This window comes from Paenibacillus sp. FW101-FHT12H11, from assembly GCF_058790355.1.
This window is the reverse complement of record NZ_JBYTCO010000010.1, coordinates 237,701-263,375: the sequence shown is the minus strand read 5'-3', so window position 1 is coordinate 263,375 and position 25,675 is coordinate 237,701. Positions and strand designations below refer to the sequence as shown.

At 46.1% G+C, this 25,675-nt stretch carries 24 protein-coding genes, 1 other RNA gene and 1 pseudogene; 25 read left to right on the top strand and 1 reads right to left on the bottom strand.

The annotated features are described in order from the left end of the window. The first annotated feature begins 17 nt into the window (after positions 1-17). The 17 genes and pseudogenes from yqfD to rnpB all read left to right on the top strand — a co-directional run bounded on the left by yqfD (position 18) and on the right by rnpB (position 16,022). A complete protein-coding gene (gene yqfD, locus AC3WTJ_RS29375) occupies positions 18-1,211 on the top strand; it encodes a sporulation protein YqfD (protein WP_492524732.1) in 1,194 nt (397 codons plus the stop codon). A 6-nt stretch (positions 1,212-1,217) separates the two neighbouring features. Further along, entirely contained in the window at positions 1,218-2,183 is a 966-nt protein-coding gene (locus tag AC3WTJ_RS29370) for a PhoH family protein (protein ID WP_127451865.1), read from the top strand. Positions 2,184-2,223: 40 nt separating this feature from the next. Further along, positions 2,224-4,452 (top strand): HD family phosphohydrolase, encoded by a 2,229-nt coding sequence (locus AC3WTJ_RS29365; RefSeq protein ID WP_492524805.1) that lies wholly within the window; start codon positions 2,224-2,226, stop codon positions 4,450-4,452. Between the two features lie 33 nt (positions 4,453-4,485). Beyond that, entirely contained in the window at positions 4,486-5,013 is a 528-nt protein-coding gene (gene ybeY / locus AC3WTJ_RS29360) for an rRNA maturation RNase YbeY (protein ID WP_127452390.1), read from the top strand. Continuing rightward, positions 5,013-5,717, top strand: coding sequence for a diacylglycerol kinase family protein (locus AC3WTJ_RS29355; RefSeq protein WP_407867932.1), 705 nt, complete (start codon positions 5,013-5,015; stop codon positions 5,715-5,717). Before ybeY ends, AC3WTJ_RS29355 begins: the two co-directional genes overlap by 1 nt. A 13-nt stretch (positions 5,718-5,730) precedes the next feature. After that, a pseudogene (locus AC3WTJ_RS29350) lies at positions 5,731-6,162 on the top strand (cytidine deaminase); the annotation flags it as partial. 6 nt (positions 6,163-6,168) lie between these two features. Beyond that, positions 6,169-7,068 (top strand): GTPase Era, encoded by a 900-nt coding sequence (gene era / locus AC3WTJ_RS29345; RefSeq protein WP_315951450.1) that lies wholly within the window; start codon positions 6,169-6,171, stop codon positions 7,066-7,068. A 96-nt stretch (positions 7,069-7,164) separates the two neighbouring features. Further along, positions 7,165-7,317 (top strand): YqzL family protein, encoded by a 153-nt coding sequence (locus tag AC3WTJ_RS29340; protein ID WP_127451872.1) that lies wholly within the window; start codon positions 7,165-7,167, stop codon positions 7,315-7,317. A gap of 45 nt (positions 7,318-7,362) precedes the next feature. Further along, positions 7,363-8,112: a DNA repair protein RecO gene (gene recO / locus AC3WTJ_RS29335; RefSeq protein ID WP_157321654.1), complete on the top strand. Its 750-nt coding sequence runs from the start codon at positions 7,363-7,365 to the stop codon at positions 8,110-8,112. A 183-nt stretch (positions 8,113-8,295) separates the two neighbouring features. Continuing rightward, positions 8,296-9,111: a pyruvate, water dikinase regulatory protein gene (locus AC3WTJ_RS29330; protein WP_492524731.1), complete on the top strand. Its 816-nt coding sequence runs from the start codon at positions 8,296-8,298 to the stop codon at positions 9,109-9,111. Between the two features lie 93 nt (positions 9,112-9,204). Further along, positions 9,205-9,669 (top strand): YaiI/YqxD family protein, encoded by a 465-nt coding sequence (locus tag AC3WTJ_RS29325; RefSeq protein ID WP_492524730.1) that lies wholly within the window; start codon positions 9,205-9,207, stop codon positions 9,667-9,669. Between the two features lie 49 nt (positions 9,670-9,718). Continuing rightward, positions 9,719-11,566, top strand: coding sequence for a DNA primase (gene dnaG / locus AC3WTJ_RS29320; RefSeq protein ID WP_157321652.1), 1,848 nt, complete (start codon positions 9,719-9,721; stop codon positions 11,564-11,566). A gap of 37 nt (positions 11,567-11,603) precedes the next feature. Then, positions 11,604-12,719 (top strand): RNA polymerase sigma factor RpoD, encoded by a 1,116-nt coding sequence (gene rpoD / locus AC3WTJ_RS29315; protein WP_127451881.1) that lies wholly within the window; start codon positions 11,604-11,606, stop codon positions 12,717-12,719. Between the two features lie 112 nt (positions 12,720-12,831). Then, positions 12,832-13,662, top strand: coding sequence for a hypothetical protein (locus tag AC3WTJ_RS29310; protein ID WP_127451883.1), 831 nt, complete (start codon positions 12,832-12,834; stop codon positions 13,660-13,662). Positions 13,663-13,665: 3 nt separating this feature from the next. Next, on the top strand, positions 13,666-14,430 hold the full coding sequence (locus AC3WTJ_RS29305) for a tRNA (adenine(22)-N(1))-methyltransferase (protein WP_492524729.1): 765 nt from the start codon (positions 13,666-13,668) through the stop codon (positions 14,428-14,430). Next, entirely contained in the window at positions 14,406-15,515 is a 1,110-nt protein-coding gene (locus AC3WTJ_RS29300) for a Nif3-like dinuclear metal center hexameric protein (RefSeq protein WP_492524728.1), read from the top strand. Before AC3WTJ_RS29305 ends, AC3WTJ_RS29300 begins: the two co-directional genes overlap by 25 nt. A gap of 89 nt (positions 15,516-15,604) precedes the next feature. Then, positions 15,605-16,022, top strand: an RNA gene (gene rnpB, locus AC3WTJ_RS29295) — RNase P RNA component class A. 110 nt (positions 16,023-16,132) lie between these two features. Here rnpB and AC3WTJ_RS29290 read toward each other — a convergent pair. After that, positions 16,133-18,073 carry a S8 family peptidase gene (locus AC3WTJ_RS29290; protein ID WP_492524727.1) on the bottom strand — a complete coding sequence of 647 codons (1,941 nt, stop codon included), beginning with the start codon at positions 18,071-18,073 and terminating at the stop codon, positions 16,133-16,135. 173 nt (positions 18,074-18,246) lie between these two features. Between AC3WTJ_RS29290 and AC3WTJ_RS29285 the strand changes: the two genes are divergently transcribed. The 8 genes from AC3WTJ_RS29285 (at position 18,247) to thiI (ending at position 25,643) form a co-directional block, all read left to right on the top strand. After that, positions 18,247-18,747 carry a YpuI family protein gene (locus AC3WTJ_RS29285; RefSeq protein WP_127451891.1) on the top strand — a complete coding sequence of 167 codons (501 nt, stop codon included), beginning with the start codon at positions 18,247-18,249 and terminating at the stop codon, positions 18,745-18,747. A 78-nt stretch (positions 18,748-18,825) separates the two neighbouring features. Further along, a complete protein-coding gene (locus tag AC3WTJ_RS29280; RefSeq protein ID WP_492524726.1) occupies positions 18,826-19,920 on the top strand; it encodes a glycoside hydrolase family 15 protein in 1,095 nt (364 codons plus the stop codon). A gap of 47 nt (positions 19,921-19,967) precedes the next feature. Beyond that, positions 19,968-20,183 (top strand): DUF1540 domain-containing protein, encoded by a 216-nt coding sequence (locus AC3WTJ_RS29275; protein WP_274469359.1) that lies wholly within the window; start codon positions 19,968-19,970, stop codon positions 20,181-20,183. A 2-nt stretch (positions 20,184-20,185) separates the two neighbouring features. Continuing rightward, positions 20,186-20,611 (top strand): hypothetical protein, encoded by a 426-nt coding sequence (locus AC3WTJ_RS29270; protein ID WP_492524725.1) that lies wholly within the window; start codon positions 20,186-20,188, stop codon positions 20,609-20,611. A gap of 350 nt (positions 20,612-20,961) precedes the next feature. Next, positions 20,962-22,254 carry a hemolysin family protein gene (locus AC3WTJ_RS29265; RefSeq protein WP_157322301.1) on the top strand — a complete coding sequence of 431 codons (1,293 nt, stop codon included), beginning with the start codon at positions 20,962-20,964 and terminating at the stop codon, positions 22,252-22,254. 142 nt (positions 22,255-22,396) lie between these two features. After that, positions 22,397-23,095, top strand: a complete 699-nt coding sequence (locus AC3WTJ_RS29260; RefSeq protein WP_492524724.1) for a lytic transglycosylase domain-containing protein — start codon at positions 22,397-22,399, stop codon at positions 23,093-23,095. 164 nt (positions 23,096-23,259) lie between these two features. Beyond that, entirely contained in the window at positions 23,260-24,438 is a 1,179-nt protein-coding gene (locus AC3WTJ_RS29255; protein ID WP_492524723.1) for a cysteine desulfurase family protein, read from the top strand. Beyond that, entirely contained in the window at positions 24,435-25,643 is a 1,209-nt protein-coding gene (gene thiI, locus AC3WTJ_RS29250; protein ID WP_492524722.1) for a tRNA uracil 4-sulfurtransferase ThiI, read from the top strand. Before AC3WTJ_RS29255 ends, thiI begins: the two co-directional genes overlap by 4 nt. The last annotated feature ends 32 nt before the right edge of the window (positions 25,644-25,675 follow it).

Sequence of the window (25,675 nt, the reverse complement as noted above, 5' to 3'; positions counted from 1 at the left end):
GGAAGGGGAGCTGGGTTATGAAACAATCGATGTTCATTGCCCGTTTGCGCGGGTATGTGCGCATTCAAATTCGGGGAACTGGATGTGAAAAGTTGATTAATCCCATGATGGAGAAGGCGTTCTCCATTTGGGATATTCAAGCTGCCGAGGATGGCAAGCTCGAACTCAATATTCTGATTAAAGATTTCTTCAGGCTTAAGCCGCTGCTCAAACGGACAGGCTGCCGGGTGCATGTCCTAGAGCGGTACGGGCTTCCTTTTTTTATGGAGAGATTGGGGCGTAGGAAGGTCTTTCTTGGCGGAATAGCCGCGTTTATTATCGGGTTATACGTATTGACCTCCCTCGTCTGGCAAATTACCGTGGAGGGCAATGACCGGATCTCGGAAGCGGAAATTTTGCAAGCGGCCTCCAAACAAGGCATCCATATGTATCAGTGGAAATTCCGGCTGAAAAAGGCGGAGGATTTGTCGCGAGAGATACAAGGGATGCTGCCTGGAACGGCATGGGTTGGCGTTGAAATACGCGGTACTCATATCACCATTAAAGTCGTCGAAGCGACGATACCGGATAAACCGGATCTTAAGAATCCGCGGAATCTCGTTGCCGCTAAAAACGCGCTTGTAACAGAGATTTTATCTGAGAAAGGCAAACCGATGGTAAAGCCCAATACGTATGTGAAAAAAGGGGACGTGCTTATTTCCGGCACGATCGGAGATGAGCAGAATAGCCAAGTGGTCGTTGCTAGCGGGAAGGTAAGAGGCGTCGTTTGGTATACTTCCCGAATCGAATCCCCGCTTACGAAAACCTATAAAGCCTATACGGGAGAAGCGACTAATCGCAATTATCTTGTTTTCGGTACCAGAGCTTTACAAGTTAGCGGTTATGGAAAACTGGGATATGAGCATTTTGAAACAATTCCGGAACGTAAAACTTTGGCCTGGCGCTCTTTTACATTGCCTATCGGTTGGTTGCATGAAAAGGTCATGGAGGTTGAAGTCGTAGAAGAGCCCATTGATCCCGCGATCGCGAAAAAGACAGGCCTGGAGCAGGCTAGAGCGAAATTACTCGGCGCTACTGGGCCAGATGCTAGACTCGTAGGTGAAAAAATTTTGCATGAAAAATCAGAGAATGGTAAAATTTATATAGACGTGCATTTTGAAGTCGAAGAGAATATCGCCGAAGAGCAACCAATTGTCATACGAGGAGAATGAGACCTGTTGGTAGAAAACGCACAATCCGTAAAACTAACATTGAAAAACCCGAACGAAGGGCTGGCATTGTTTGGTCCCCAGGACAAGTTTCTGCATGTGATTGAGAGAGAGATTAACGCGCAAATTTTTACGCGCGAAGCCGAAATAACGATTCAAGGTCCGGCTGCGGAAGTGAATTCGCTTCAGCAGCTTTTTGAGGTTCTTCTGCAGCTCATCCGCAATAACTACACGTTGACAGAGCGAGATGTGCTGTATGCCGTTGAGCTCGCCAAGCAGATGAAAGCGGATCAATTGCTGGATTTGTTCAAAGGTGAGATTACGACAACGCACCGCGGCAAACCGATTCGCGTCAAAACGATTGGACAGCGGAAATACGTAGAGACGATCAAGAAGAAGGATATCGTATTTGGTATTGGACCTGCCGGTACGGGCAAAACCTATCTGGCTGTCGTACTCGCCGTCACGCGTCTGAAAGAAGGCGCTGTCAAAAGAATCATTTTAACACGGCCGGCGGTTGAAGCAGGAGAAAGTCTGGGCTTTTTGCCCGGAGATCTACAGGAAAAAGTTGACCCCTATTTGCGCCCATTGTATGATGCTCTTAATGATGTCTTGGGACCTGATCAGGTAGCGAAATCTTTAGAGCGCGGTCTGATCGAGATTGCTCCTCTGGCGTATATGCGCGGGAGAACCCTGGACGATTCATTTATTATCCTAGATGAAGCCCAAAATACGACACCTGAACAAATGAAAATGTTTCTGACACGGCTCGGTTTCGGATCCAAAATGGTCATTACCGGTGACGTAACGCAAATCGATTTGCCGCGCGGCAAGTCATCAGGACTTGTAGAAGCTGCTCGAATTCTTGATGGGATTGAGGAGCTTGGCTTTATTTACTTTGATGAGCAGGACGTTGTGAGACATTCACTCGTTCAGAAGATCATTGTGGCCTACAATGCTGAGAAGGAAAAGTAACTGTGCTGGTTTGTCAGGTAGAGAGGAATGACCTTCCGTGATGAAAAATGAAGTGCAAATGAAAGGTAAATTTCATTACCAGCTGAACGGATGGAAATACAGTACGGGCATTCGGATACTGTTGTTTCTCTTGCTGGCTTTAGTTTTCTATATATCTCTTTATGCAAAGCTCGTTCCTCAGGTCTATGACATTGAGCTGGGAACTACCAGTGAAACCACGATTTATGCGCCAAGGCAAATTGAGAACGCGATTGCAACGGAACAAGCGAAAGAAGATGCAGCTAAGCGGGTTCAGCCTGTTTATCGCATCGTAAATCTCAAGAATGATGCGATGATTGACGCCATTTATGATAAATTATTACAAATTAATGCCGATGATGAAGTAAAGTTCGATGACAAAGTAAGCATTTTCCGTCGTGTCATTCCACAGTTGATCAGTGATTTGGAGAATCAGTCGATCAAATCGCTCAGCACAAGCGCTCAGTACAATGAAACGCTGATTGAGCAGATTCAACAGAGTTTAGCTGAGCAGCAGTATCCGCTGCCTGAGGAGTCTTACTTTAAGCTTCCCCGATTAACGAAGGATGACTTGACGGCGATGCTCCCTGTAACCAAGGATATCGTTGCGAAATTGATGAACGATCAAATTCTTGACGCTCAGACGGCCAGGGCCAAAGTTGCCGAGATGGTAAATACGTCGAACCTGGCGAAAAATACGATGCGCGAAATGGTTACAGAGATTGCCCGGGCCGTTATCACGCCGAATAAGTTCTTTGATCAGAAGGGTACCGATGATGCCAAAGGACAAGCTAGAGAGAATGTGAAACCGGTGTACATCAACAAAAATGATGTGCTCGTGAAAGTCGGAGATGTCATCACCGAAGAGATTTATGCAAGACTGGACAAACTGGAATTGCTCAAAAGTAAAGCGAATCACTTGCCCCAAATTGGTTTAGCGATTCTCTCCGCTTTATTGTCTTTTGTTGTTTCTATGTTCGTTCGGCAGAGCCAGCTAGCTATTAAATACAATAACTCTCAGCTTCTGATGCTGATTTTGATTTTTTTAATCAATATCACGTGTATGAAAATCATCTCACTTGTCCAAAACTTGGACTATCCGTTTATCGGTTACCTGGCACCGACTGCATTAGGAAGTATTCTGATTGCCATTTTATTGGATTCTCCGTTGGCTTTTATTTCATCGGTCTTATTCTCACTAATGGCAAGTATTATTTTTAATGCGGAGCATACGCTTCTTTTTGACTTCCGGTACGGATTAGTGTCGTTGGTTATTTGTTTCAGTGCGGTTTTTACGATTCAACGAGCCAGCCAGCGCGCTACAATTTTGAAAGCAGGCCTGATGATTGCCTTTTTCGCAATGCTTACGATCACTTCCATGCTGCTTTTGGAAGATCATTTCCAGCAACGAGAAGCGATCATGTCCCTTTCCTTTGCCGCTGCGGGCGGATTATTAACGGTTGTTTTCGTTATTGGCTTGCTGCCGTTCTTCGAGGTTGCCTTCGGCATACTTTCACCGCTTAAACTGGTGGAGCTTTCGAACCCGAATCATCCTTTGCTGCGGAAGCTGCTTACGGAGACACCTGGAACGTACCATCACAGTGTCATGGTCGGCAATTTATCCGAGGCGGCTGCTGAATCCATCGGTGCAGACGGACTTCTCTGCAGAGTCGGCTCTTATTATCACGATATCGGCAAGACAAAGAGACCAAGTTATTTTATCGAAAATCAGACCAATATTGAGAACCCGCATGACCGCATTGATCCGAATCTAAGCAAATCCATCATTATCGCCCATCCTCGTGATGGGGTTGAGATGCTGAAGGATTACAAAATGCCCAAAGCGATCAGAGACATTGCGGAACAGCATCACGGCACAACGCTGCTGCATTTTTTCTATCATAAAGCGGTGAAACAAGCCGAAGAAGAAGGCAGCGAGAAGGAGATCCGCGAAGAGGATTTCCGTTATACGGGGCCGAAAGCACAGTCCAAGGAAGCCGCGATTGTGGGAATTGCTGACAGTGTTGAGGCAGCCGTTCGTTCATTGCGCAATCCAACATTGGAGCAAATCGATTCCATGGTGCACAAAATCATCAAATCCAGATTAGATGATGGCCAATTCAATGAATGTGACATCACGCTCAAGGAACTGGATAAAATCGCCAAAACGTTGAACGAGACCTTGCTGGGCATTTTCCATGCGAGGATCGAGTATCCAAACGAACTGTCGCCTAAGAAAACAGGGACATAACGAATTGACAGGAGGGTGCCGCATATGGCAAGTATGGATTTAACGCTTGAATGGAGCAGCGAGCAGGAAGTGAAAGAGATCACACCGGCTTTTATAGAGAAAATTGAGGAATTGCTGCGTTTAGCTGGTGAGCTTGAAGGCGTTACAGCCGGTGAAGTTGCCCTTACATTCGTAGATGATGAAGCGATCCAAGAGCTAAATAAACAGTATCGCGATCTGGATAAGCCTACCGATGTGCTGTCTTTTGCCATGAGCGAGTTTGGTGAAGATGAGATTCAAATTAACTATGAAGATAATGAGCAGGATAGCGGAGAAGGATCCGAAGATGATGAGACGGTGTCCGAAGCATTCATTGAACCGCTGGGGGATATTATTATTTCGGTTCCGCGTGCAATTGCTCAGGCGGAAGACTATGGACATTCCGTAGAACGCGAACTCGGCTTCTTGTTCGTGCACGGTTTCTTGCATTTGATCGGCTACGATCACCAAAGTGAAGAGGAAGAAAAGATTATGTTTGGCAAGCAGGAGGACATATTGCAGAAAGCAGGTTTAACCCGCTAATGTCAGACGGCTTCCGTAAATGGCGCAGAAGCTTCCGATATGCCTATGAAGGAATCAAATATGCCTTAGATACGCAGCGCAATATGAAGTTCCATTTTTGCGTTGCTTTTCTTGTTTTGTTGGCTGCTTTGTTTGCACGATTGCCCAAAACGGATATTCTGTTTATCTTACTGGCCGTAACCTTAATGATAGTAACAGAATTGATTAATACGGCTGTGGAAAAGACGGTGGATCTGGCGATGCCGGATCGCCATCCGTTAGCCAAGATCGCAAAGGACGTCGCAGCGGCGTCCGTCTTGGTGTCTGCCGGTTTTGCAGTCATCGTTGGGATGATTGTGTTCTATGAACCGATTGATCAGCTATTGCGTGCATCCAGGACGCAAGATACGCAAATATCCGCAGGGACAATTTGGGTACTCATCGCCTTGGTCATTCTGACCGTTATTGTTATCGAAACGCGTTTCTCGGACAAAGGGAAATTAGTCCGCCCAAGTTTATTGACGGCAATAGCTTTCTCGATCTCCACGGTTATTGTCATATTTGTCTCACAGACGATTGTTGCGCTGCTGGCGTATACGCTCGCTGCACTTATATTTATTATGCTGTACGACAAAAAGACACGTCCATTTCCTGCGCTTTTTCTAGGTGCGCTGATTGGTACGGTTGTCACCATTCTAGCTTTATCTTGCCTAAACATGTTATAACGTTACTAATACAGAAAGAAGGATGATGGCCATGAATCACCAAGAACTCATTCAACACGCGAAAGAAGCGATGAAGAGAGCTTATACGCCATATTCTCATTTTAACGTAGGCGCGGCTCTTCTGGATGCGGATGGCCATGTTCATTACGGCTGTAATGTAGAGAATGCCGCATACGGGCCTACGAACTGCGCTGAGCGGACTGCGCTTTTCCGCGCAATTGCAGACGGGCACAAAGCAGGCTCCTTTCGGGCCATTGCTGTCATGGGCGACACGGAAGATCCGATTTCGCCTTGTGGCGTATGCCGGCAGGTACTAGTTGAGCTATGTGGGCCGGATATGCCCGTTTATCTGGGTAATCTCAAAGGCGATTTTGCTGAAACAACGGTTTCCGCTTTATTGCCGGGCGCTTTTACAACGAAAGATTTGCATTCAAATGGAGGATAATTAGAAGTGGCTAAAAAAGAATTTAAATCAGGCTTTGTCGCAATCATCGGACGTCCGAACGTTGGGAAATCAACGTTGATGAATCAAATCATCGGACAAAAAATCGCCATCATGTCAGACAAGCCTCAAACGACAAGAAACAAGATTCATGGTGTCTATACATCAGCCAATGGACAGATTGTCTTCTTGGATACTCCGGGTATTCATAAGCCGACTTCCAAATTAGGTGATTATATGAGTAAAGTGGCTCATGGCACCCTTGGCGAGGTAGATGCTGTTCTTTTCCTAGTTGACGTTGTTGACGGTATTGGCGGCGGAGACAGATATATTATTGAGCAGTTAAAGCATGTTGAAACGCCGGTTATTTTGGTCTTAAACAAAATTGATCTTGTGCAGCCGGAAGCATTGCTTGCCATCATCACACAGTACAAAGATCTATATAACTTTGCAGAGATTGTGCCGGTTTCGGCGCTCAAAGGAAATAATGTAACAACGCTTTTAGAGCAAATTATTAAGTATTTACCGGAAGGGCCGCAATACTACCCAGCTGATCAGATCACTGATCATCCGGAGCAGTTCGTATGTGCAGAGCTTGTTCGCGAAAAAATACTGCATTTGACCCGTGAAGAAATCCCGCATTCCATTGCTGTCCAAATCGAGGATATGCGCGTTGAATCTAACGGTGTGGTGCATATTTCAGCAGTTATTTTTGTTGAACGTGACTCCCAGAAAGGTATTGTTATCGGGAAACAGGGCAGCTTGCTCAAAGAAATCGGCCGGCAGGCCCGTAGAGATATCGAAACGCTGCTTGGCTCCAAAACCTTTTTAGAGCTTTGGGTAAAAGTCAAGAAAGACTGGAGAAACCAAGACAGGGTGCTGAAGGATCTCGGTTTCCGCCACGATTAATTCGCAATTACCTAAGTGTTCCAGTACTTTGTCCGCATAGAGAAGCTTTCTCTGCACATCCTATGAACATCACGTTCGATGGGGAGGATGCTGAACATGAAAGATTTTTCGTGGACGTATTTTTCAAAGACCGGTGATGTAGATGCCTATCTTTTGTACAAACAAGTTACCGGGCAACCCGGCATGGACACGGATGTACAGGAAGAGGATCAAAGTAATGAAGAGCCGCTTGAAGGTCTGAATTTGTAGATGAACGATTCGTAAACCCAGAGCGGCACACATGGGGGAAATCATTTGCTGCGTAGTGTACAGGGGATCGTACTCCGTAGTATGGACTATGGAGAGGGGAACAAGATCATTAGTCTGTTCACCCCCGAGCTGGGTAAGGTTGGAGTCATGGCTCGGGGTGCGAAGAAAGTGAAAAGTAGACATGCCGCCGTTACGCAGCTTTTTACGTACGGCGATTTTGTTTTTTTTAAAACGCGCGGCCAAATGGGATCTTTGAATTCTGCGGAAATCATTGAAGCGCATCACGCTTTGCGAGAGGATTTGCACATGTCCGCACATGCCTCATATTTGGCTGAAATGACGGACCGCATGCTTGGCGATGAAGAAGGCAGCACGTATCTGTTTGAGCAGCTGAAAGCGGGTTTAATGGCGATCGAAGAGGGCAAGGATATGCAAATCGTTGTTCACCTCTATGAAATGAAAATGTTTGAGTTGGCCGGTTATTTGCCTGTAACTGACGCTTGTGTTTCTTGCGGTGAAACCTCAGACATCACCCACTTCAGCCCTTCTATGGGCGGCACACTATGCAGTAGATGCCGTTATAAAGATACGGTCGCAATTCGTGTTGGGGAAGGCGCGCTCAAGCTGCTTAAATTATTCCCACGCATGGATATGCGTAGGCTTGGCGCCGTGCAGGTCAAGGATGAAACAAAGGCACAGCTTAAGACATGCATGAGGACTTATATGGATATACATATCGGTGTGAAATGGAAATCAAGAGACTTTATCGAACAAATGGAAAAATACAATATATAAACTTGGTCTTATTTGACATGTGTTGTTCGCTTTGATATGATGTGGTGGAAAACACCTCGCCTTTGTGCTGTCCGCATATCGGTGAGTTTTTTTATGCTCACGTTCTGTTTGAATCTACTTCACATACAAATGCTAATGTAGGGCCTGGTCCCTGCTGATATGGTTGAAAGGGGCTATAGGAAAATGGATCATCCATTACCTACTCGGGTTTATGTCGTTTCTGACTCTGTCGGGGAAACAGGGGAGTCTGTTGTACGGGCAGCTGCCATGCAATTTCATCCCGTTCCTGTGGAGATTGTTAGGGCGCCGTTTATTCATGATATCGAAGGCATCGATAAAGTCATTAATGCGATTCGCATTCATGGCGGTATCGTTGTTTTTACCTTGGTCATACCGGAACTACGTGACGATCTGATTGCCAAAGCCAAAGAGCACGGCATCCCGCATATCGATCTTCTTGGGCCCGTGGTGAGCACCTTGGGGCAGGCACTGCGCCAAGAGCCGCGTAGACAGCCAGGTATGATTCACCCGCTTGATGAAGATTATTTTAAAAAGGTTGAAGCGGTTGAGTTTGCGGTTAAATATGATGATGGCCGAGATTTTAGCGGTATTCAAAAAGCAGACATCATCCTTCTCGGCGTGTCCCGCACATCCAAAACGCCTTTATCCATGTATTTAGCACACAAAAGATTTAAAGTGGCTAACGTACCTTTAGTGCCTGAAATGCAGCCTCCTGCTGCTATCTATACGGTTTCAAAGGATAAAATTATCGGCCTTCGGATTGATCCGGATAAGCTGAATGTTATTCGCCAAGAGCGGCTTCGGACACTTGGACTTGCAGAAAATGCAACCTACGCGAATGTAGAACGTATTAAAATAGAACTGGCTTTTGCTGACAAAATTATGAGCAAAATCGGTTGTGTCATTTTCGATGTCTCGAATCGCGCCGTTGAAGAAACGGCCAGTCTGGTTATGGATCATATTGAACATGTCCAGTAAGGTTTTATGTTTCTACTTGCAGGATTTTTTAGAAGTTCATCGTATATAATAGTACGGTGAGATTTCGTCAAAAAAGGGCGTGGGCTGAACCGTATGGGTGCGAGAAGTATAATCGTTGATGCCGATGCTTGTCCCGTGAAGTCCGAAATAGAAGAAGCAGGCAGGCAGTTCGGTGTACAAGTTGTTCTAGTTGCTTCGTTTGATCATCGGATGAAGACGAACCCTGGTGTTAGGGTCGTACAAGTGGATCGCTCCGATCAATCCGTTGATTTGTACATCGCCAATCAAATTAAGTCTGGTGATATTTTGGTGACGCAGGATTTCGGTCTCGCAGCGCTAGGTTTAGCGAAAGGCTCGTATTGTTTGACGAATCGGGGTCAGGAATATACGGACAGCTCGATTGATTTCTTATTGGATCGCCGTCATACTTCAGCTAAAATGCGAAGAGCGGGCAAGCATTCAAAGGGGCCAAAACCCCTTACGGATGAGGATCGTAAATATTTTCTACATGGTTTGACAAAACTTTTAAAAAAATTGCAGGAAATCGAAAAAGAGTAGCGAATAGTACTTAGTCGGAAAAGCGACCTGAATTGTGGGTGGAAATAACATGAGGTACGGACGCATACCTGAAGAGGTTATTGAGGCTGTACTGAAGCGCCATGACATCGTTGATGTGATTGGCAGGCACGTACATTTGAGCAAACAAGGGCATTATATGAAAGGGCTATGTCCTTTCCATTCAGAAAAGAGCCCTTCCTTCACAGTCACGCCGGAAAAACAAATTTATCGTTGTTTCGGGTGCAATGTTGGTGGGAATTTAATTCGTTTCGTTATGGAAATAGAAGGCCTTAGTTTCTCAGAAGCCGTTACGAAGCTGGCGGAAGAAGCGGATATCCCAATTACGTGGGAGGAAGCGTCCGAGGAGCAGACCGAGCAGCAGCAAGAGAAAGCAGTTTTGCTGAAAGCTTATGACTTTGCTGCTAAACTTTATCATTATATTTTAGGCAACACAGAGCAAGGCAAAGTGGCAAAAGGGTACTTGGCTTCAAGGGGTATTTCGGATAAGCTGATCGATACGTTTCAAATCGGTTATGCCCCTGCAATGTGGGATACGTTAGTCCAGCAACTAGTGAAGCGTGAGTTCGATCTCTCCCTAATGGAGAAGGGCGGATTAATTTCGGCCAAACACGAAGGAACTGGCTACGTGGATAAATTCAGGGAGCGCATTATGTTCCCCATTTGCGATGCTGCCGGTAAGGTCATTGCATTTGGCGGAAGGTCAATGGGCGATGCTCAGCCCAAGTATCTAAATAGTCCTGAGTCTGCTCTTTTTAATAAAAGCAGGACCATGTATAATCTTCATTTGGCTAGACCCAATATGCGAAAACTGCAGCAAGCGGTCCTTTTTGAAGGCTATGTAGATGTTATTAAAGCTTGGGAAGCAGGTATTAGCAACGGTGTCGCCACGATGGGAACTGCACTGACGAAAGAACACGCGGCGCTGCTGAACCGTAACGCCGATCAAATCGTCGTATGTTACGACGGGGATAACGCAGGACAATCAGCTGCTTTCAAAAGCATTCCGCTCCTGGAAGAGACGGGAAGCCGAGTTACCGTAGCGATGCTGCCGGATGGCAAGGACCCCGATGATTATGTAAAACAATATGGTTTTGACCGATTCGTACGGGAGATTATTGAACCTGCCGTACCGTCGATGAAATATAAGCTTTTGTACATCCGCAAAAATTTTAAGTTGCATGAGGACGGTGACCGACTTCGTTATCTGCAATCCGCTGTGAAGTTAATTAGTGAACTACATTCTCCGATGGAAAGAGAACATTATTTGAAGCAGTTGGCTTCTGAATTCCCGGATTCTTCGTATGAGGCGATGAAGTTAGACCTTCACGAAATCTTGCTGCAATCGGAAAAAAACCGACCGGATGGGGATAATAAACCAATTCTGTGGAATAATGTTATGAATAATGGGAGAACAGCGGAACGAACACGCAAGAAAACGCCTTCGCTTTTGCCAGCTTATCACAATGCTGAACGATTGATTTTGGCTGTTATGATGCATGATCGTGATGTTTGCGCGCATGTGGAAGAACAGTTGGGAGATCAATTCAACGTTGAAGCTCACGCAGTCTTAGCTGCTTATTTATATGCTTACTACGCTCAGAATGCTGAGCCGGATGCAAGCCGATACATTGCCATGCTGCAAGACGAACAGCTGGAGAGCTTGGCCAGTTCCATCGTTATGATGGGAGCGGGTCATGGAATGAACGAACAAGTGATTGACGACTATATTCGCCAAATTCGTAAAGTTCCAATGCAAGAAGAAATTGAACGTAAGAAAGAAGAACGTGTTCGCGCTGAGCGCGAGGGCGACCATCTTCGAGCAGCACAAATTGCAATTGAAATTATCGCCCTAGAAAAACGATTGAAGTCAACGTAGAACTACTGTATTGACTAGGGAGGAGGGAGTCCGTACTATGGCGAATGATCAGCGTACAGAACTAGAGACAGAGTTGACCTTGGACCAGGTGAAAGACCAGCTTATCGAGCAAGGGAAAAAGCGGTCCTCACTAACTTACAAGGATATTATGGAAAAATTAGCTCCCTTCGATCAGGATCCTGAGCAAATCGATGAGTTTTTTGAGCAGCTATCGGAGCAAGGTATCGATGTTGGGAATGAATCGGATGACGATTCCATGAATCCTGAAGAAAACGATCGCGATGAATTTAACTTCGATGATGATCTGGCTTTGCCGCCAGGGATTAAGATTAATGATCCAGTTCGGATGTATTTGAAAGAAATTGGTCGTGTACCGCTTCTTTCTGCGGAAGATGAAGTGGGTTTAGCCAAACGGATTGAGAACGGGGACGAAGAGGCGAAACGACGCCTGGCAGAAGCGAACCTAAGACTCGTTGTAAGTATCGCCAAAAGATATGTAGGACGCGGCATGTTGTTCTTGGACTTGATCCAAGAAGGAAATATGGGGCTTATTAAAGCGGTTGAGAAGTTTGACCACACGAAAGGTTACAAGTTCTCTACGTATGCAACTTGGTGGATTCGTCAAGCCATTACCCGCGCAATTGCAGACCAAGCGAGAACGATTCGTATTCCTGTACATATGGTCGAAACCATCAACAAATTGATTCGTGTTTCCCGTCAATTGCTGCAAGAGCTGGGGCGCGAACCTACTCCTGAAGAAATTGCAAAAGAGATGGACCTAAGTACGGATAAAGTACGTGAAATCATGAAAATTGCTCAAGAGCCTGTATCATTGGAAACACCAATTGGTGAAGAAGATGACTCGCATTTGGGAGATTTCATTGAAGACCAAGAAGCGCTGGCACCGGCAGATGCTGCTGCTTATGAACTTCTGAAAGAACAACTAGAGGACGTATTGGATACGTTGACTGAGAGAGAAGAGAATGTGCTTCGCTTACGTTTCGGTCTGGATGATGGCCGTACACGCACATTAGAAGAAGTAGGTAAAGTATTCGGTGTTACACGTGAACGGATTCGTCAAATTGAAGCAAAAGCATTGCGTAAATTGAGACATCCTAGCCGTAGCAAACGCTTGAAGGATTTCTTGGAATAAATCGCTGTGAGAGGGCCCTGCCAGTTTCGGCGGGGTCTTTTTTTATTACAAAAGTACTACTAAAACCTAAGCATGAAATCACCGATAAAGTAGTAGGAAGGTGAGCGATGATATGGATACAGAGAAAAGAAAAGTAATAGTTAAAGAAATCGATCACTGGCGGAGAAGCAAACTGCTTCCTGAACACTATTGTGATTTTCTGTTGAATTTGTACATGGATGAAACAACTCCGAAACCTGCATCCATCATGGGGGTTTCAGCATCTTCAATTGCAAACAGTTCTTGGAAAATATGGTTGGGCATAATGGCGGTCATAGCCGCTCTGGCCTTATCTGCTCTTAATTTTAACTCTTTTGGAATGCCAATGCAAATTGGAATTTCCGCACTTTTTGTCATCGTTTGCTATGCGTTTGCGTATCGTCAATTTCCTAAATCCCCCGTGATTTCTTATCTGCTTTGCGGTGTTTCTTCAATAGCTTTGCTGTTGCTGGGGCTATATTTAATGGATATGTATCAAGTGAATTCTCCTTATACGTATATTGGTTATTTAGCGTTTTGCAGTGTAGTGTGGTTAATCAACGGCGTAATAGGAAAAATGGGGATTTTCCAATTTTGCGGTTGGTTAGGGTTGGTTGGAACTTATGGTTGGTTGCTTTTGCAAAAGCTGAGCAATCCAGGTTGGTTCTCTCTTGAAATTAGTTGGATTCCGGTTAGTATTGTACTTATATGGATTGCTTGGCTTGCGCATCATACCAATAAGCAAGCAGCGAGTGTGCTTTTAGTTATCGGCGTGTTGGTTTGGTTTATCCCTGAAGCGATGACGTTTCTTACAGATGTTGATATGAGTTCCCGCGTCATTCAATTATCGTTTACAGGGAAGTTGGTTTCGGCGGGCGCGGCGTTTTTCTTGCTGCGTAAAAAATGGGTAGAGTGGGTCGTTTAAGAGATGGTAAAATTATCGAAGAGATTGCAAATGATCGCAGATCGTGTACCAGCAGGTTCTAAAGTGGCGGACATTGGTTCCGACCATGCTTTGCTGCCGACCTATTTAGCGCAACATGGCGTGATTGTGTTTGCCGTTGCAGGTGAGGTGAATCCTGGTCCTTTCGAGGCGGCGACACGTCAAGTGCTTGAGAGCGGTTTGTCTAAAAAAATAAGCGTTAGATCCGGTGACGGTCTGGCGGTTATTGAACCAGGCGAAGTTAATGTCATTACGATTGCCGGTATGGGCGGCAGTTTAATGGCAAGTATTTTAGAAGCAGGCAAGCAAAAGCTCGAGGGTGTTACGCATTTGATTTTACAGCCGAATGTCGGCGAAGATCAGGTTCGCAAGTGGCTGCTTGCAGAGGGCTGGAACTTGGACGCGGAAGCGATCCTTGAAGAAGACGGGAAGATCTATGAGATTTTGACGGCAACAGCAGGAAGTGCTCAGGACAAGAACTCGCAGGAAGCTCTTTATGCCGAACGTACATTATCTGGAGGTATCGTTGTCAGTAAGGAGCGGCTGCTCCAAATGGGACCTTACTTATTGGAAGAAGCTCCTGAGGTATGGTTTAGTAAGTGGGATAGCGAATTGAAGAAATTGGCGATGATTGAAGGCCAGTTGAAACTTTCAACAGCGGAAGCATCAGCCGTGAAAGCAGAGCAAATCGCGCAAGAGATCAAGGAAATAAAGGAGGTACTCGCTTGTTTGCAAAAGGTCAAACCGTAATTCAGCTGTTTGAACAGCTGGCGCCCAAGCATTATGCGATGCCCGATGATAAAATTGGCTTGCAGCTGGGCTCTCTGCAGAAGGAGATTCACAAGGTGTTGGTTGCCCTTGATGTTAATGATGAAGTGGTGGATGAAGCGATTCGACTAGGCGCTAATCTTATTATTGCTCATCATGCGATTATTTTCAGGCCGCTTGCCCATCTGCAGACGGATACGCCGGCAGGCAGACTCTATGAAAAATTAATCAAAAACGACATCGCCGTCTATATCGCACATACGAATTTGGATGTCGCCGAAGGCGGCGTCAATGACATGATGGCGGATAAACTCGGCCTCAAAGAGCTCACGCATCTGGAGGATGTGCATACAGAGAAGCTGCAAAAGCTGGTCGTCTTCGTCCCGGAGACGCACCACCAGGCTGTGCTGGATGCCCTCTTCACCGCGGGAGCGGGGTGGATCGGGCAGTACAGCCACTGCAGCTTCAACATCCCCGGAACGGGGACGTTCCTTCCACAGGAAGGGACTCACCCGTATATCGGGGAAGCAGGAAAGCTTGAACGCGTACAGGAAGTACGCGTTGAGACGATCGTAACCGCCAGCGTCCAGCGCAAGGTGGTACAGGCGATGTTGAAGGCGCACCCCTACGAGGAGGTGGCCTATGATCTCTACCCGATGGATCTCAAGGGTAGAGTGTTCGGTCTCGGGCGCGTGGGCAAGCTGCCCGCGCCGATGACGCTTCGCGAGCTGACGGAGCTCGCGAAAACGGCGTTCGACGTGCCGATGGTGCGCGTCGTAGGCGATCTATCACGGCCCATCCGCAAGGTGGCCGTGCTGGGTGGTTCCGGCGGCCGCTATATGCGGCACGCCATGTTTGCCGGCGCCGATGTGCTGGTCACCGGCGACATTGACTACCATACCGCGCACGATGCGCTCGCGGCAGGGCTGACTTTGATCGACGTGGGGCATAACGTCGAGAAGATCATGAAACGCGGCGTAGCGGACTATCTCGCCGCGCAATTAACCAAAACGGATACGCAAGTGCTGGCCTCCGAAGTGAACACGGAACCTTTCCAGTTCCTGTAGGATACTCCTGAAGGATGTCGATGGCAGGCGAGGAAACGAACAATAGTTGTATTTCGGAGACATTCCTAGTATACTAGCAAATGCGTCGGAAAGTTTGACAGACAATCGCTGGCTGTGGGTAAGCCACAGCGAGAGGAAAGTCCGGGCTCCATAAGGCAGGGTGCTGGATAACGTCCAGTCAGCGCGAGTTGAAGGATAGGGCCACAGAAATGGACCGCCGATGGCTCATCTTCGGATGAGATCAGGCAAGGGTGGAACCGTGGTGTAAGAGACCACGAGGTTCTATGGTGACATAGATCCTGGTAAACCCCACTTGGAGCAAGACCTAGAGGAACGCTAGCTGTCTTCGAGACAGCAGTCTTCGCCTGAGACGCGTTCGGGTTGGTCGCTTGAGCTGTGCAGCAATGTATGGCCTAGATAGATGATTGTCGCTTCAATGGTGGCAGGGGACAGACGCCCGTTATGACCACCGGAAGTACAGAACCCGGCTTACGGCAAACTTTCCATACTGTCGGTTACCCGCAAGGCTTCGGCTTTGCGGGTATTTCATTTTATTGCAACCCCAAAAAGGCTGCCCTGGGTATCGAATGAATCGAAACCAAAGGGCAGCCTTTTTATTATTTTTGCAGCGTAACTCCTGCATATTTCTTCGAAACAAGGTTCATCTGCCGAAACCAGCGGGAAGGCCAGTCGAAGCCGATATTCGGTTGTTCTTCCGCTTTTTGCACGGCTTTGACAACGTCGATCAGACCATACCCGAAGTATTTATCCTGACCCGGGGTACCAATATCTTGCGCAGTGTCTCTCATGATTTGATAAACTTCCGTGTTTTTCAAATTAGGATTTGTAGAACGGATTAATGCTGCTAATGCCGTCACATGGGGGCTCGCCATGGAAGTGCCTGACAACGCGGCATATTGATTGTTAGGATACGTACTTGCGATACTTACGCCCGGCGCCGTTACATCAATATAGTCTCCGTAATTGGAAAAAGGAGCTTTGTTGTTCTCTGAATCGCTGGCTGCGACAGCGAACACCTCCGGATAAGCGGCCGGGTAGCCTGGCCGTTCCGTATTATCATTTCCGCTCGCCGCGATCAAGGCCACGTCTTTGTCGTACGCATATTTAATAGCATCATGCAGAAATCCGGAATCCGCGTAGTTACCTAGGCTTAAATTCATTACTTTGGCGCCATGATCAGCAGCCCAGATAATGCCTTGAGCCACGGAATAGGTGCTGCCTGCCCCGGTTTGATCCAAGACTTTAACCGGCAGTACTTTGTTATACCAGCTGATTCCAGCTACGCCTAAATTATTGTTAACGAGTGCTGCGATAACTCCTGTTACGTGAGTTCCGTGTCCAACATCATCCTGTGGTTGATCATCCCCGCTAATTACGTTATAGCCAGGCAGGAGCTTATCTTTTAAATCTGGATGCTGCAAGTCTACGCCCGTGTCTACAACGGCCACAATCACATCTTTGGTGCCTCGGTTCAACTGCCAACCTTGTTCGGTTTCAATCAGTGGCAAATTCCATTGATACCGGCTGTACAAATTGTCATTAGGCTTGAAGTTCGGGGCAATGCTCGTTGTTTCATCAGGGCTTGTTGTGCTGTCCGTGCTATCGGTATAGTCGCTTGACTCTTTTTCATCGGACGCTTCTTGATCATCATAATAATCATTGGTCAAATATAAGAAATGAGGCTCCACATAAGCAACATCCCATTTTTTAAAATAGGCCATTAACGCTTTAGCTTCCATGCCTTCCGTACGGAAAACATATGTGTAGCCCAGCTTCTGCATCGAATTAGCTTTGATTTCTGACTTTATTTGAGACAATTGAGCCTCGGTAGGGTCTTTCTTGAACTTAACGACAACTTCGTTCTGATGATAGTGGCTTGTACCTTGATTATCCTCTGGATGATCCACCACTTTATCTTTTAAAGTATCGGTATCTACCGACTCGACTTTCCAACGATTTTCGTTTGGATAAGGCTCTAGACGTAAATTTTTCATCTGATGGTCAGTTACATGGTGAAGAATGTCTTGATGAATAACGCCTATGAGCGAAGAATTACCATCAGTAGATGGCGTCCCCTGCACAAAAAACACCTGCTGCGCGGCCCCGAATTTCGGTGACTGATAATGCTTGCCTGATTCTGTAGCTGCTTTGGCCTCCGCTAAATATTTGCTTGCTTGATCCTTATAGGAGGCAGGAATTTCTCCAACTTTTATTCCTTGATCCAAAGCTTGTTTGTTTTTTGACCAAATCAGAACATCCATTTTTTCATGCTGTGTCTTCATATCCCCAAGCACTTTGGCTGCGGACTCACCAGATTCAATTTGGGAGATCATCTTGGAGTAATCAATGGAGCACTGGGAGCGGCATAAATCATCAGTTAACTTTACATCTTGCTGCAGTAAGGAAAGCTTCTGCTCCGTCTCATACTTCGCGCTGTAAACCTCAGGACCGGGTGTATTCTCGTTATTCGAGTGGTGGGGAAATAGAACGAAACCTAATCCAAGAACTAGACTAATAGAAGATAAATAACGCCACATCGATAGTCCTCCTTCTTAACTCGTTTCTCCGCTTCTGTCAGCAAATGCAGTGTCTTTAATTAGAGTGAGGTTCGAAGGATTGTTTTATGCATGGAATCGGGAGTTTTACATATACCTTTTCAGGTTAATTTATGGTAGGATAGGAATAGCGCAATTAGAGGAGGTCTTCATAAATGGCTGTTTTTAATGTCAAAAATATTTGTGATTCAACACGTACGAAGTTAAAAGAAACAACCGCTAAAATGGAGCTGTTTCTGAATCAACATTCGCTTTCACAACTCAATGTAGAGAATGATCCCGCTATGGATGAATTTTATCGTGGTTATCTCCAAGATACCCGTCATCTATTAGTTTTCTGTGAAGTGGCCTATGAGAAATTGGGCGTAAGTTTGAGACGACCAACTTTTAATGTTGATTTTTCGGAAAAAGTATTGTATGAGGTATATCATACTTGCGTGAATACATTTTTCTATCCTAAGAATGAGTGCTATTCCGAGGATGGGCGTTACGCTTATACCGGACAAGATGCTATTCGTTTCCGCAAAAAGCCTTCCCGTGATGTGAGAGATTTAACCATTGAATTGTCCAAAGTATTCGAAGAGCTTCGCGAGGATCTGGCTTATTATGAGACAGATTACATCACGCAGCGCCGTATGCAAGGTGAAAAAGTATAATTGTGATGCAAAATTACAAAAGATATAAGGGATGCGGCTAGCAGCGCATCTCTTTTCTTTTAAAAGGGGACATGGTGCATGCAACGTGAACAGTTAATCAACCATTCGATCTCGATTATTAAAGGCAATCAGCATCCTCGCGGAGGCTACATCGCATCTCCACTTTTCCCGCCTTATGCATACAGTTGGCTGCGAGACGGCACATTTATAGCTCATGCAATGGATTGTACGGGGGAGACAGACAGTTCAGCTCTTTTCCATCGATGGGTTGCCGGAGTGCTGAAGAACAAACGTTCGCATGTTGATGCGCTTATACATAAACATAATAACAAAGAGTGGATCGATCGTTCCGAGTTTTTGGGGACGCGTTATCATTTGGATGGCCGAGACGATGTTTCCGAATGGGGCCACTTTCAATTGGATGGTTATGGGGCTTGGCTGTGGGGACTTACGGAGCATGTGAAAAAAACCGGGAACAAAGAAATGCTGAATGAACTCCGGGAAAGTATTGAGATTACGGTTGATTATTTGATGACGTTCTGGCATTATCCGAACTTTGATTGTTGGGAAGAGTTTCCAGATTATGTGCATCCTGCAACGCTAGCCTGTGTGTATGGCGGTTTGAAGGCACTGGGAGAATTAGAGCAGCGTCCTCAGCTGTTGGAGAAGGCGTCTATGATTAAGAACTTCATACTTAGCAATTGCGTCTACGAGGGCCGTTTCGTGAAGTCTGTTCACTGTCTGGATGAAATATGGAAGCCGGCTTTAATAGGGGTAGATGCAAGTCTGCTGTGGCTTGCCGTTCCTTTTGGGGTATGCGTAGCGGACGATTCTATTATGCGGAAAACGGTGGAATTGATTGAAAGTGAACTGAAACACGAGGGTATTCAGCGCTACGTAGAAGATCGTTACTATGGCGGCGGTGAATGGCTTCTGCTAACGGCTTGGTATGGATGGTATCAGAAAGAGCTTGGGAACCGTGAAGAGGCGCAGCGCTGTCTGGAATGGATCATAAGCAAGGCCGATCACCTTGGGCGTCTTCCCGAACAAGTTCCCGATGAGCTTAGAGAACCTTCCGCTTATTCAGAGTGGTTGGGCAAATGGGGGGAACCTGCACTGCCGCTGCTATGGTCTCACGCGATGTTCTTGGTGCTATCTGACAGTCTGTCCTGAGCATAGCTCGCCCTGATAGCGGGCAAATTGTTAGTGGGGTGATGACTATGCCAGATGTCAAATGTTCAGTTGCCAACTGCGAATATTGGACGCAAGGGAACAACTGCAACGCAGGAACTATCATGATTGAAGTAGATCAGCATGCCAACGCCAGTTACAATGAAGAATTTGCAGGGGAATCATTCGATACCGATCATCAAGATGCAGCGAGCAAAGCCGCGAACACTTGCTGCCACACCTTTCAAGCAAAGAAGAAGCAGTAATCATGCGCCAGCATGGAGGCAATTTGGATAAAACCACCAAGGAGCGGTTCCAGAGGGAGCAGCTTCGGACTGAAAGTGGTTTGAACAACAAAGAAGAATATGCAGCCGAGATAACAGCGCCCTCGCGGAGAATCCAGTATGCCGAGCCCTATCAAGCGAAACATGCAGAGGTTGAGAAGTCGGAAGTTTCCGATGAGGAAATCGACGATTTAGTTGAAGCTGTTAAGCGAAATAAAGCGGTAGGATACGTCGCTTTGTTCGTCGCATTGGCTTCCCTCTTTGTGTGGCCTGTACTGCTTGGCGTATCGGGCATTATTTTAGGGGTTATCGCATTCCTGATGGGCAACAAGGGAATCGGAACCTGGTCAGTCGTGCTTGGATTTATAGCTGTTGCTGCCTATTTTTTACTGTTTCCTTTTTACTCTTAGTGTTGGATAAACATGGTGGAAAAGCAAGCCGAGACTTCGGCTTGTTTTTCTTTTTCAGAAGGAAAATCGGGTATATTCGTGTTTTAGGGGGATAATTAGCGGGTAAAGACTCATTATGGCATCATTTTAAACCCTATACTCCCGTTTGCTCGTACTATTTGGCTTCAAGAGTCATATTCGCACCTTTGAATGATTACAGTATTATTATATAATGAAAAGTGATAATTCAACTTTAAATTAAAATTAAGGGAGGTGTACCTACTCTCCTTGGTGCGTCTAACCGCGCTTGACAGGGGATAGGTAAGGTATTGGAAGATCCTTTGCCCGAAACGTTAATTAGCTTCTTATTAATGTTTGGACTGGTGTTACTGAATGGTTTTTTTGTCGCAGCTGAATTCGCGATGGTGAAAGTAAGAGGTAGTCGAATTGATTCCCTTGTAGATGAAGGTCGCCGTAATGCGAAATTTGCGCAAGGAATTATGAACAATCTCGATGCGTACTTAGGTGCTTGTCAGCTCGGGATTACACTTACTTCGTTGGGACTTGGTTATGTCGGGGAGCCGACCTTTGCAAAAATTTTGGAACCTCTATTCGCTCCGCTGAATTTACCAGATTCGGTGTTCCACACGATTACCTTTATTATTGCCTTTTCATTGATGACTACTTTGCATATTACACTGGGCGAGCAATTCCCCAAAACCTATGCCATTCGTAAAGCTGAACAGATCACGTTGCTTTCCTCGGGACCGATGGTCTTATTTTACAAAATCATGTATCCATTTATTTGGTTGCTAAACGGGATCTCCAATTGGATGCTTCGCCGTGCCGGCATTGAACCGACAACAGAACATGAATCAGCGCATACGGAGGATGAAATTCGCGTCCTCATGAAAGAAAGCCACAAAAATGGACTTATAGATAATACAGAGCTTACGCTTGTTGATAATATATTCGGATTCGCCGAGACAACAGCTAGAGAAATAATGATTCCAAGAACTGAGATGGAATGTTTGTATGCTGGGCTTTCCTATTCGGAGAATCTAGCGATAGCGATTAAGGAAATGAGAACACGTTATCCGGTATGTGATCCGGACAAAGACAACATTATCGGCTTCGTTCACATCAAGGATTTACTCAAGCCGGATGCTAATCTGAAAGGCATTAAGAAAATTATCCGTCCGATTACGACGGTACCGGATTCCATTCATATCAGTGACTTGCTGAAAATGATGCAAAAAAGAAAAAGCCAGATGGCCTTGCTTATTGATGAGTACGGCGGAACATCAGGGCTTGTCACACTGGAAGACATCATGGAAGAAATCGTTGGTGAAATTCAGGATGAGTTTGACGAGGAACGTCCAACGATCGAAATCAAAGACGAGAACACGTTTTCCATTGACGGCCTGCTTTTGATCGATGAAGTGAATGATTACTTCGGGCTGGATATCGAGTCCGACGATTATGATACAATTGGCGGTTGGATCTACTCACAGACAGAGATTCCGCCTAGCAAGAATCAACAAGTGACCTATAACGATGAATTCTTGTTCATCGTGGAAGAAACGGATCACTTGCGAATTTCAAGATTAATTGTTAGAAAAATGACGGAGCAAGATGAGTTTCTACAACAAAACATATCTTGAACGGGTAGGGGGACAGTCGAATGACTGTCCTTTTTTTTATTTTTCGGGACTCGCGGGGAGGAAACGGAAATTTTAGGATAGTCGGGAGGGCACAAAACGTGTACAATAAAAACAACGAATGATATGAAACGAGGTCTGACGGATGAACGGCACGAACAGCATTGATCCAAGAGTTCTGAAAGAGCTGCTGCAGCTTCAGGTGATGGGAAGAATTAATTTGTTATCAGGGGATACAGATACATCCGGCACGGATGATTCCAGTGACTTCAGCACGCTGCTGAATACGTTAATGGGACAAGCTTCCGGTTCTGCTCTTGACGGTCAATCCTTGCTCAATCCGATGACGGCGAATAACATACCTAGCTCCTTAGGCGCTTTGAATAAAGCCTATAGCCCGCTCCAAAGTTGGAGTCGCACGACGTCTACTTCACAGTTTGATGATTTAATTAAAGAGGCCAGTGCGAAATATGGCGTCGATGAATCGCTCGTGAAAGCGGTCATTCAACAGGAATCCGATTTCAATCATCAGGCGGTTTCCCCGGCTGGCGCTAAAGGTCTCATGCAGCTTATGGACGGCACCGGACGCGGCTATGGCGTGACGAATCCGTTTGATCCTAAGCAGAACGTGGATGCCGGTACGCATTTCTTGAGCAATCTGATCCAGAAGTACAATGGCAATGAAGGAGTTGCTCTTGCTGCGTATAATGCGGGTCCAGGCCGTGTGGATCGCTTAGGAATTAAGAACGATCAAGACCTATCTAATAAATTGCACCAATTACCTAAGGAAACGCAAGCATATGTTTCTCAGGTATTAGGGCATAAGATGAAATTCTCACTCTAAGCGGCAATTTCAAGAAGCTGATTTTCGCATGAATCATGCGGAGATCGGCTTTTTGCGTTCATAGGCATGCTTGAGTTATGAGCGGTTTTAAGTTTTAATGATGGAAGGAAATTATTTTGATTGCGCAACTGCAGGGCATGGAAAAAAGGGGAATCAGCAAGAACATGTTATATTTGGATAACGCGGCAACCACGCCGCCATATAACGAAGTCGTCGATACGATCGCTGAAGTTATGAAATTGCATTATGGAAACCCATCCTCCATTCATGGATTAGGTGTCCAAGCAGAGAAGCTGCTGCAGAGCGCTAAAGAAGTGATAGCGGGAGCTTTAGGCGTGATGCCGGCTAGTATTATCTGCACATCCGGAGGAACGGAGAGTAACAATCTAGCAATCCGGGGTGCTGCCTATCAATATCAGAATCGAGGCAAGCATCTAATCACTACACAAATTGAGCATCCTTCTGTGAAGGAAGTTTTCCTTAGTTTAGAGCGAGAGGGATTTCGCGTCACCTATTTGCCCGTTAATCGAAACGGTTGTCTGGAAGTAGAGACGCTTCGCGAAGCCCTTTGTGAAGATACCATATTGGTCAGCGTCATGTATGTCAATAATGAAGTCGGCACAATTCAGCCGATTCAAGCAATCGGGCAGTTACTTGCCAAGTACCCCAAAGTGATGTTTCATGTAGATGCCGTGCAAGGCATCGCAAAACTGCCCGTATCGATGAAGGAATGGGGCATAGATATATGCAGCGTTTCTGCGCACAAGTTTCGCGGACCCAAAGGGGTGGGCTTTTTGTACCGCAGAGAGGGCGTACAACTGAAGCCGCAGCTCGTTGGCGGGGGCCAAGAAGACGGGCTTCGTTCAGGAACGGAGAACGTTCCGCTCATCGTTGGGATGGCCAAGGCGCTGCGCCTATCCATGCAAAACTTGCCAGCGAAGCTGGAGCATAAATACCGTCTTAGACGCCATCTTGTAGACGGTATCCTAACGATTCCGGAGCTTACCTTAATGGGCTCCGACCGACATGAGGAAATGGCACCGCACATTGTCCATTTTGCTTTTACCGGAATGAAAGCGGAAGTTGTCGTTCATGCGTTAGAGCAACGACAAATCTATATTTCAACGAAATCAGCTTGTGCTTCAGATGCCACTGATCCCAGTGAAGTTATGCTGGCGTTAGGTTGTACGCGTGAGCAAGCGGTCAGCGGGCTAAGAGTGAGTTTTTCCGATGAGCATCAAATAGAGGATATGGAACAATTTTTGTTAGCACTTAGAGAAGTTGTTAATGAACTTTCTCCCATGCTAAACAAATCAACAGCCAGAAAGGGGCAGCAAAAATGAAACCGGATTGTTTAATCTTGCGTTTTGGTGAATTAACACTGAAAGGCAGGAATCGTAAGCGTTTTGAGCATAGTGTCATCAAGCAAATTCGTAAAGTTTTAGGGGCATTTCCAGATTTGAGGTATATTCCGGAGTACGGGCGCGTATATGTGGAGCTAGGGGGAGCAGCGTATGAAGAAGCTTCGGAGGCCTTGCAGCGCGTATTTGGACTTGCATCGTTCAGTCCGGCCTACCATGCTCCTATGGAGCCAGAGGCCATTAAAGAAGTGGCACTGCGTATTATGCAAAATCTTCCTAAACCTCCAAGTACCTTTAAGGTGAATGTCCGGAGGGTCAATAAAGCTTTTCCGTTAGACTCCCAGGAAATGAATTATCTCATCGGCGGCTACATTCTTGAAGCAATCCCTGGTTTGCAAGTGGACGTTCGTCATCCAGAAATCGAACTTCGTGTGGAAATTCGTGAAGATCAAGTACTTTTGTATGCAGAAGTGATTGAGGGAGCGGGAGGATTCCCGGCAGGCACGAGCGGTAAGGCGCTGCTGATGCTTTCCGGAGGGATTGACAGTCCTGTAGCAGGATGGTTAGGGATGCGAAAAGGGCTGACTCTCGAAGCGATACACTTTCACAGTTATCCGTATACAAGTGAACGGGCAAAGGATAAAGTGATAAATCTGGCTCACCAGCTTTCAGGGTATACAGATTCTATTAGGCTGCATCTCGTGCCATTTACGGAAGTGCAGACGTCCATACACCGTGAATATAAGGATAACTTATTAGTCACGCTGATCCGAAGAGCTATGTATCGCATTGCGGAGCAAATTGCCGATCGTGAAGGTCTAAGCGCGTTGGTAACTGGAGAAAGCTTAGGGCAGGTGGCCAGTCAAACGCTGCCAAGCCTGAATGTGATCGGCCGCGTCGTCACTTTGCCGATTTTGCAGCCGCTGATGATGATGGACAAGCAAGAAATTATTCGAATTGCCGAAACCATCGGCACGTTCCCGATTTCCATTTTACCTTATGAAGATTGCTGCTCCTTATTTCTTCCTCCTTCTCCGAGCACCAATCCGAATCTGCAAATGGTCGAGCGAATCGAGAACGGCATGAACTTTTTGCCGGAATTAATCCAGAAAGCCGTGGAACAAACCGAAACAATTGAAATCGTACATGGTCAAATGAAGAAGGTGCCCGATCAGCATTTCTTCTAAATGCTTCTACGGCGCCGAACGGTAGGTGACTT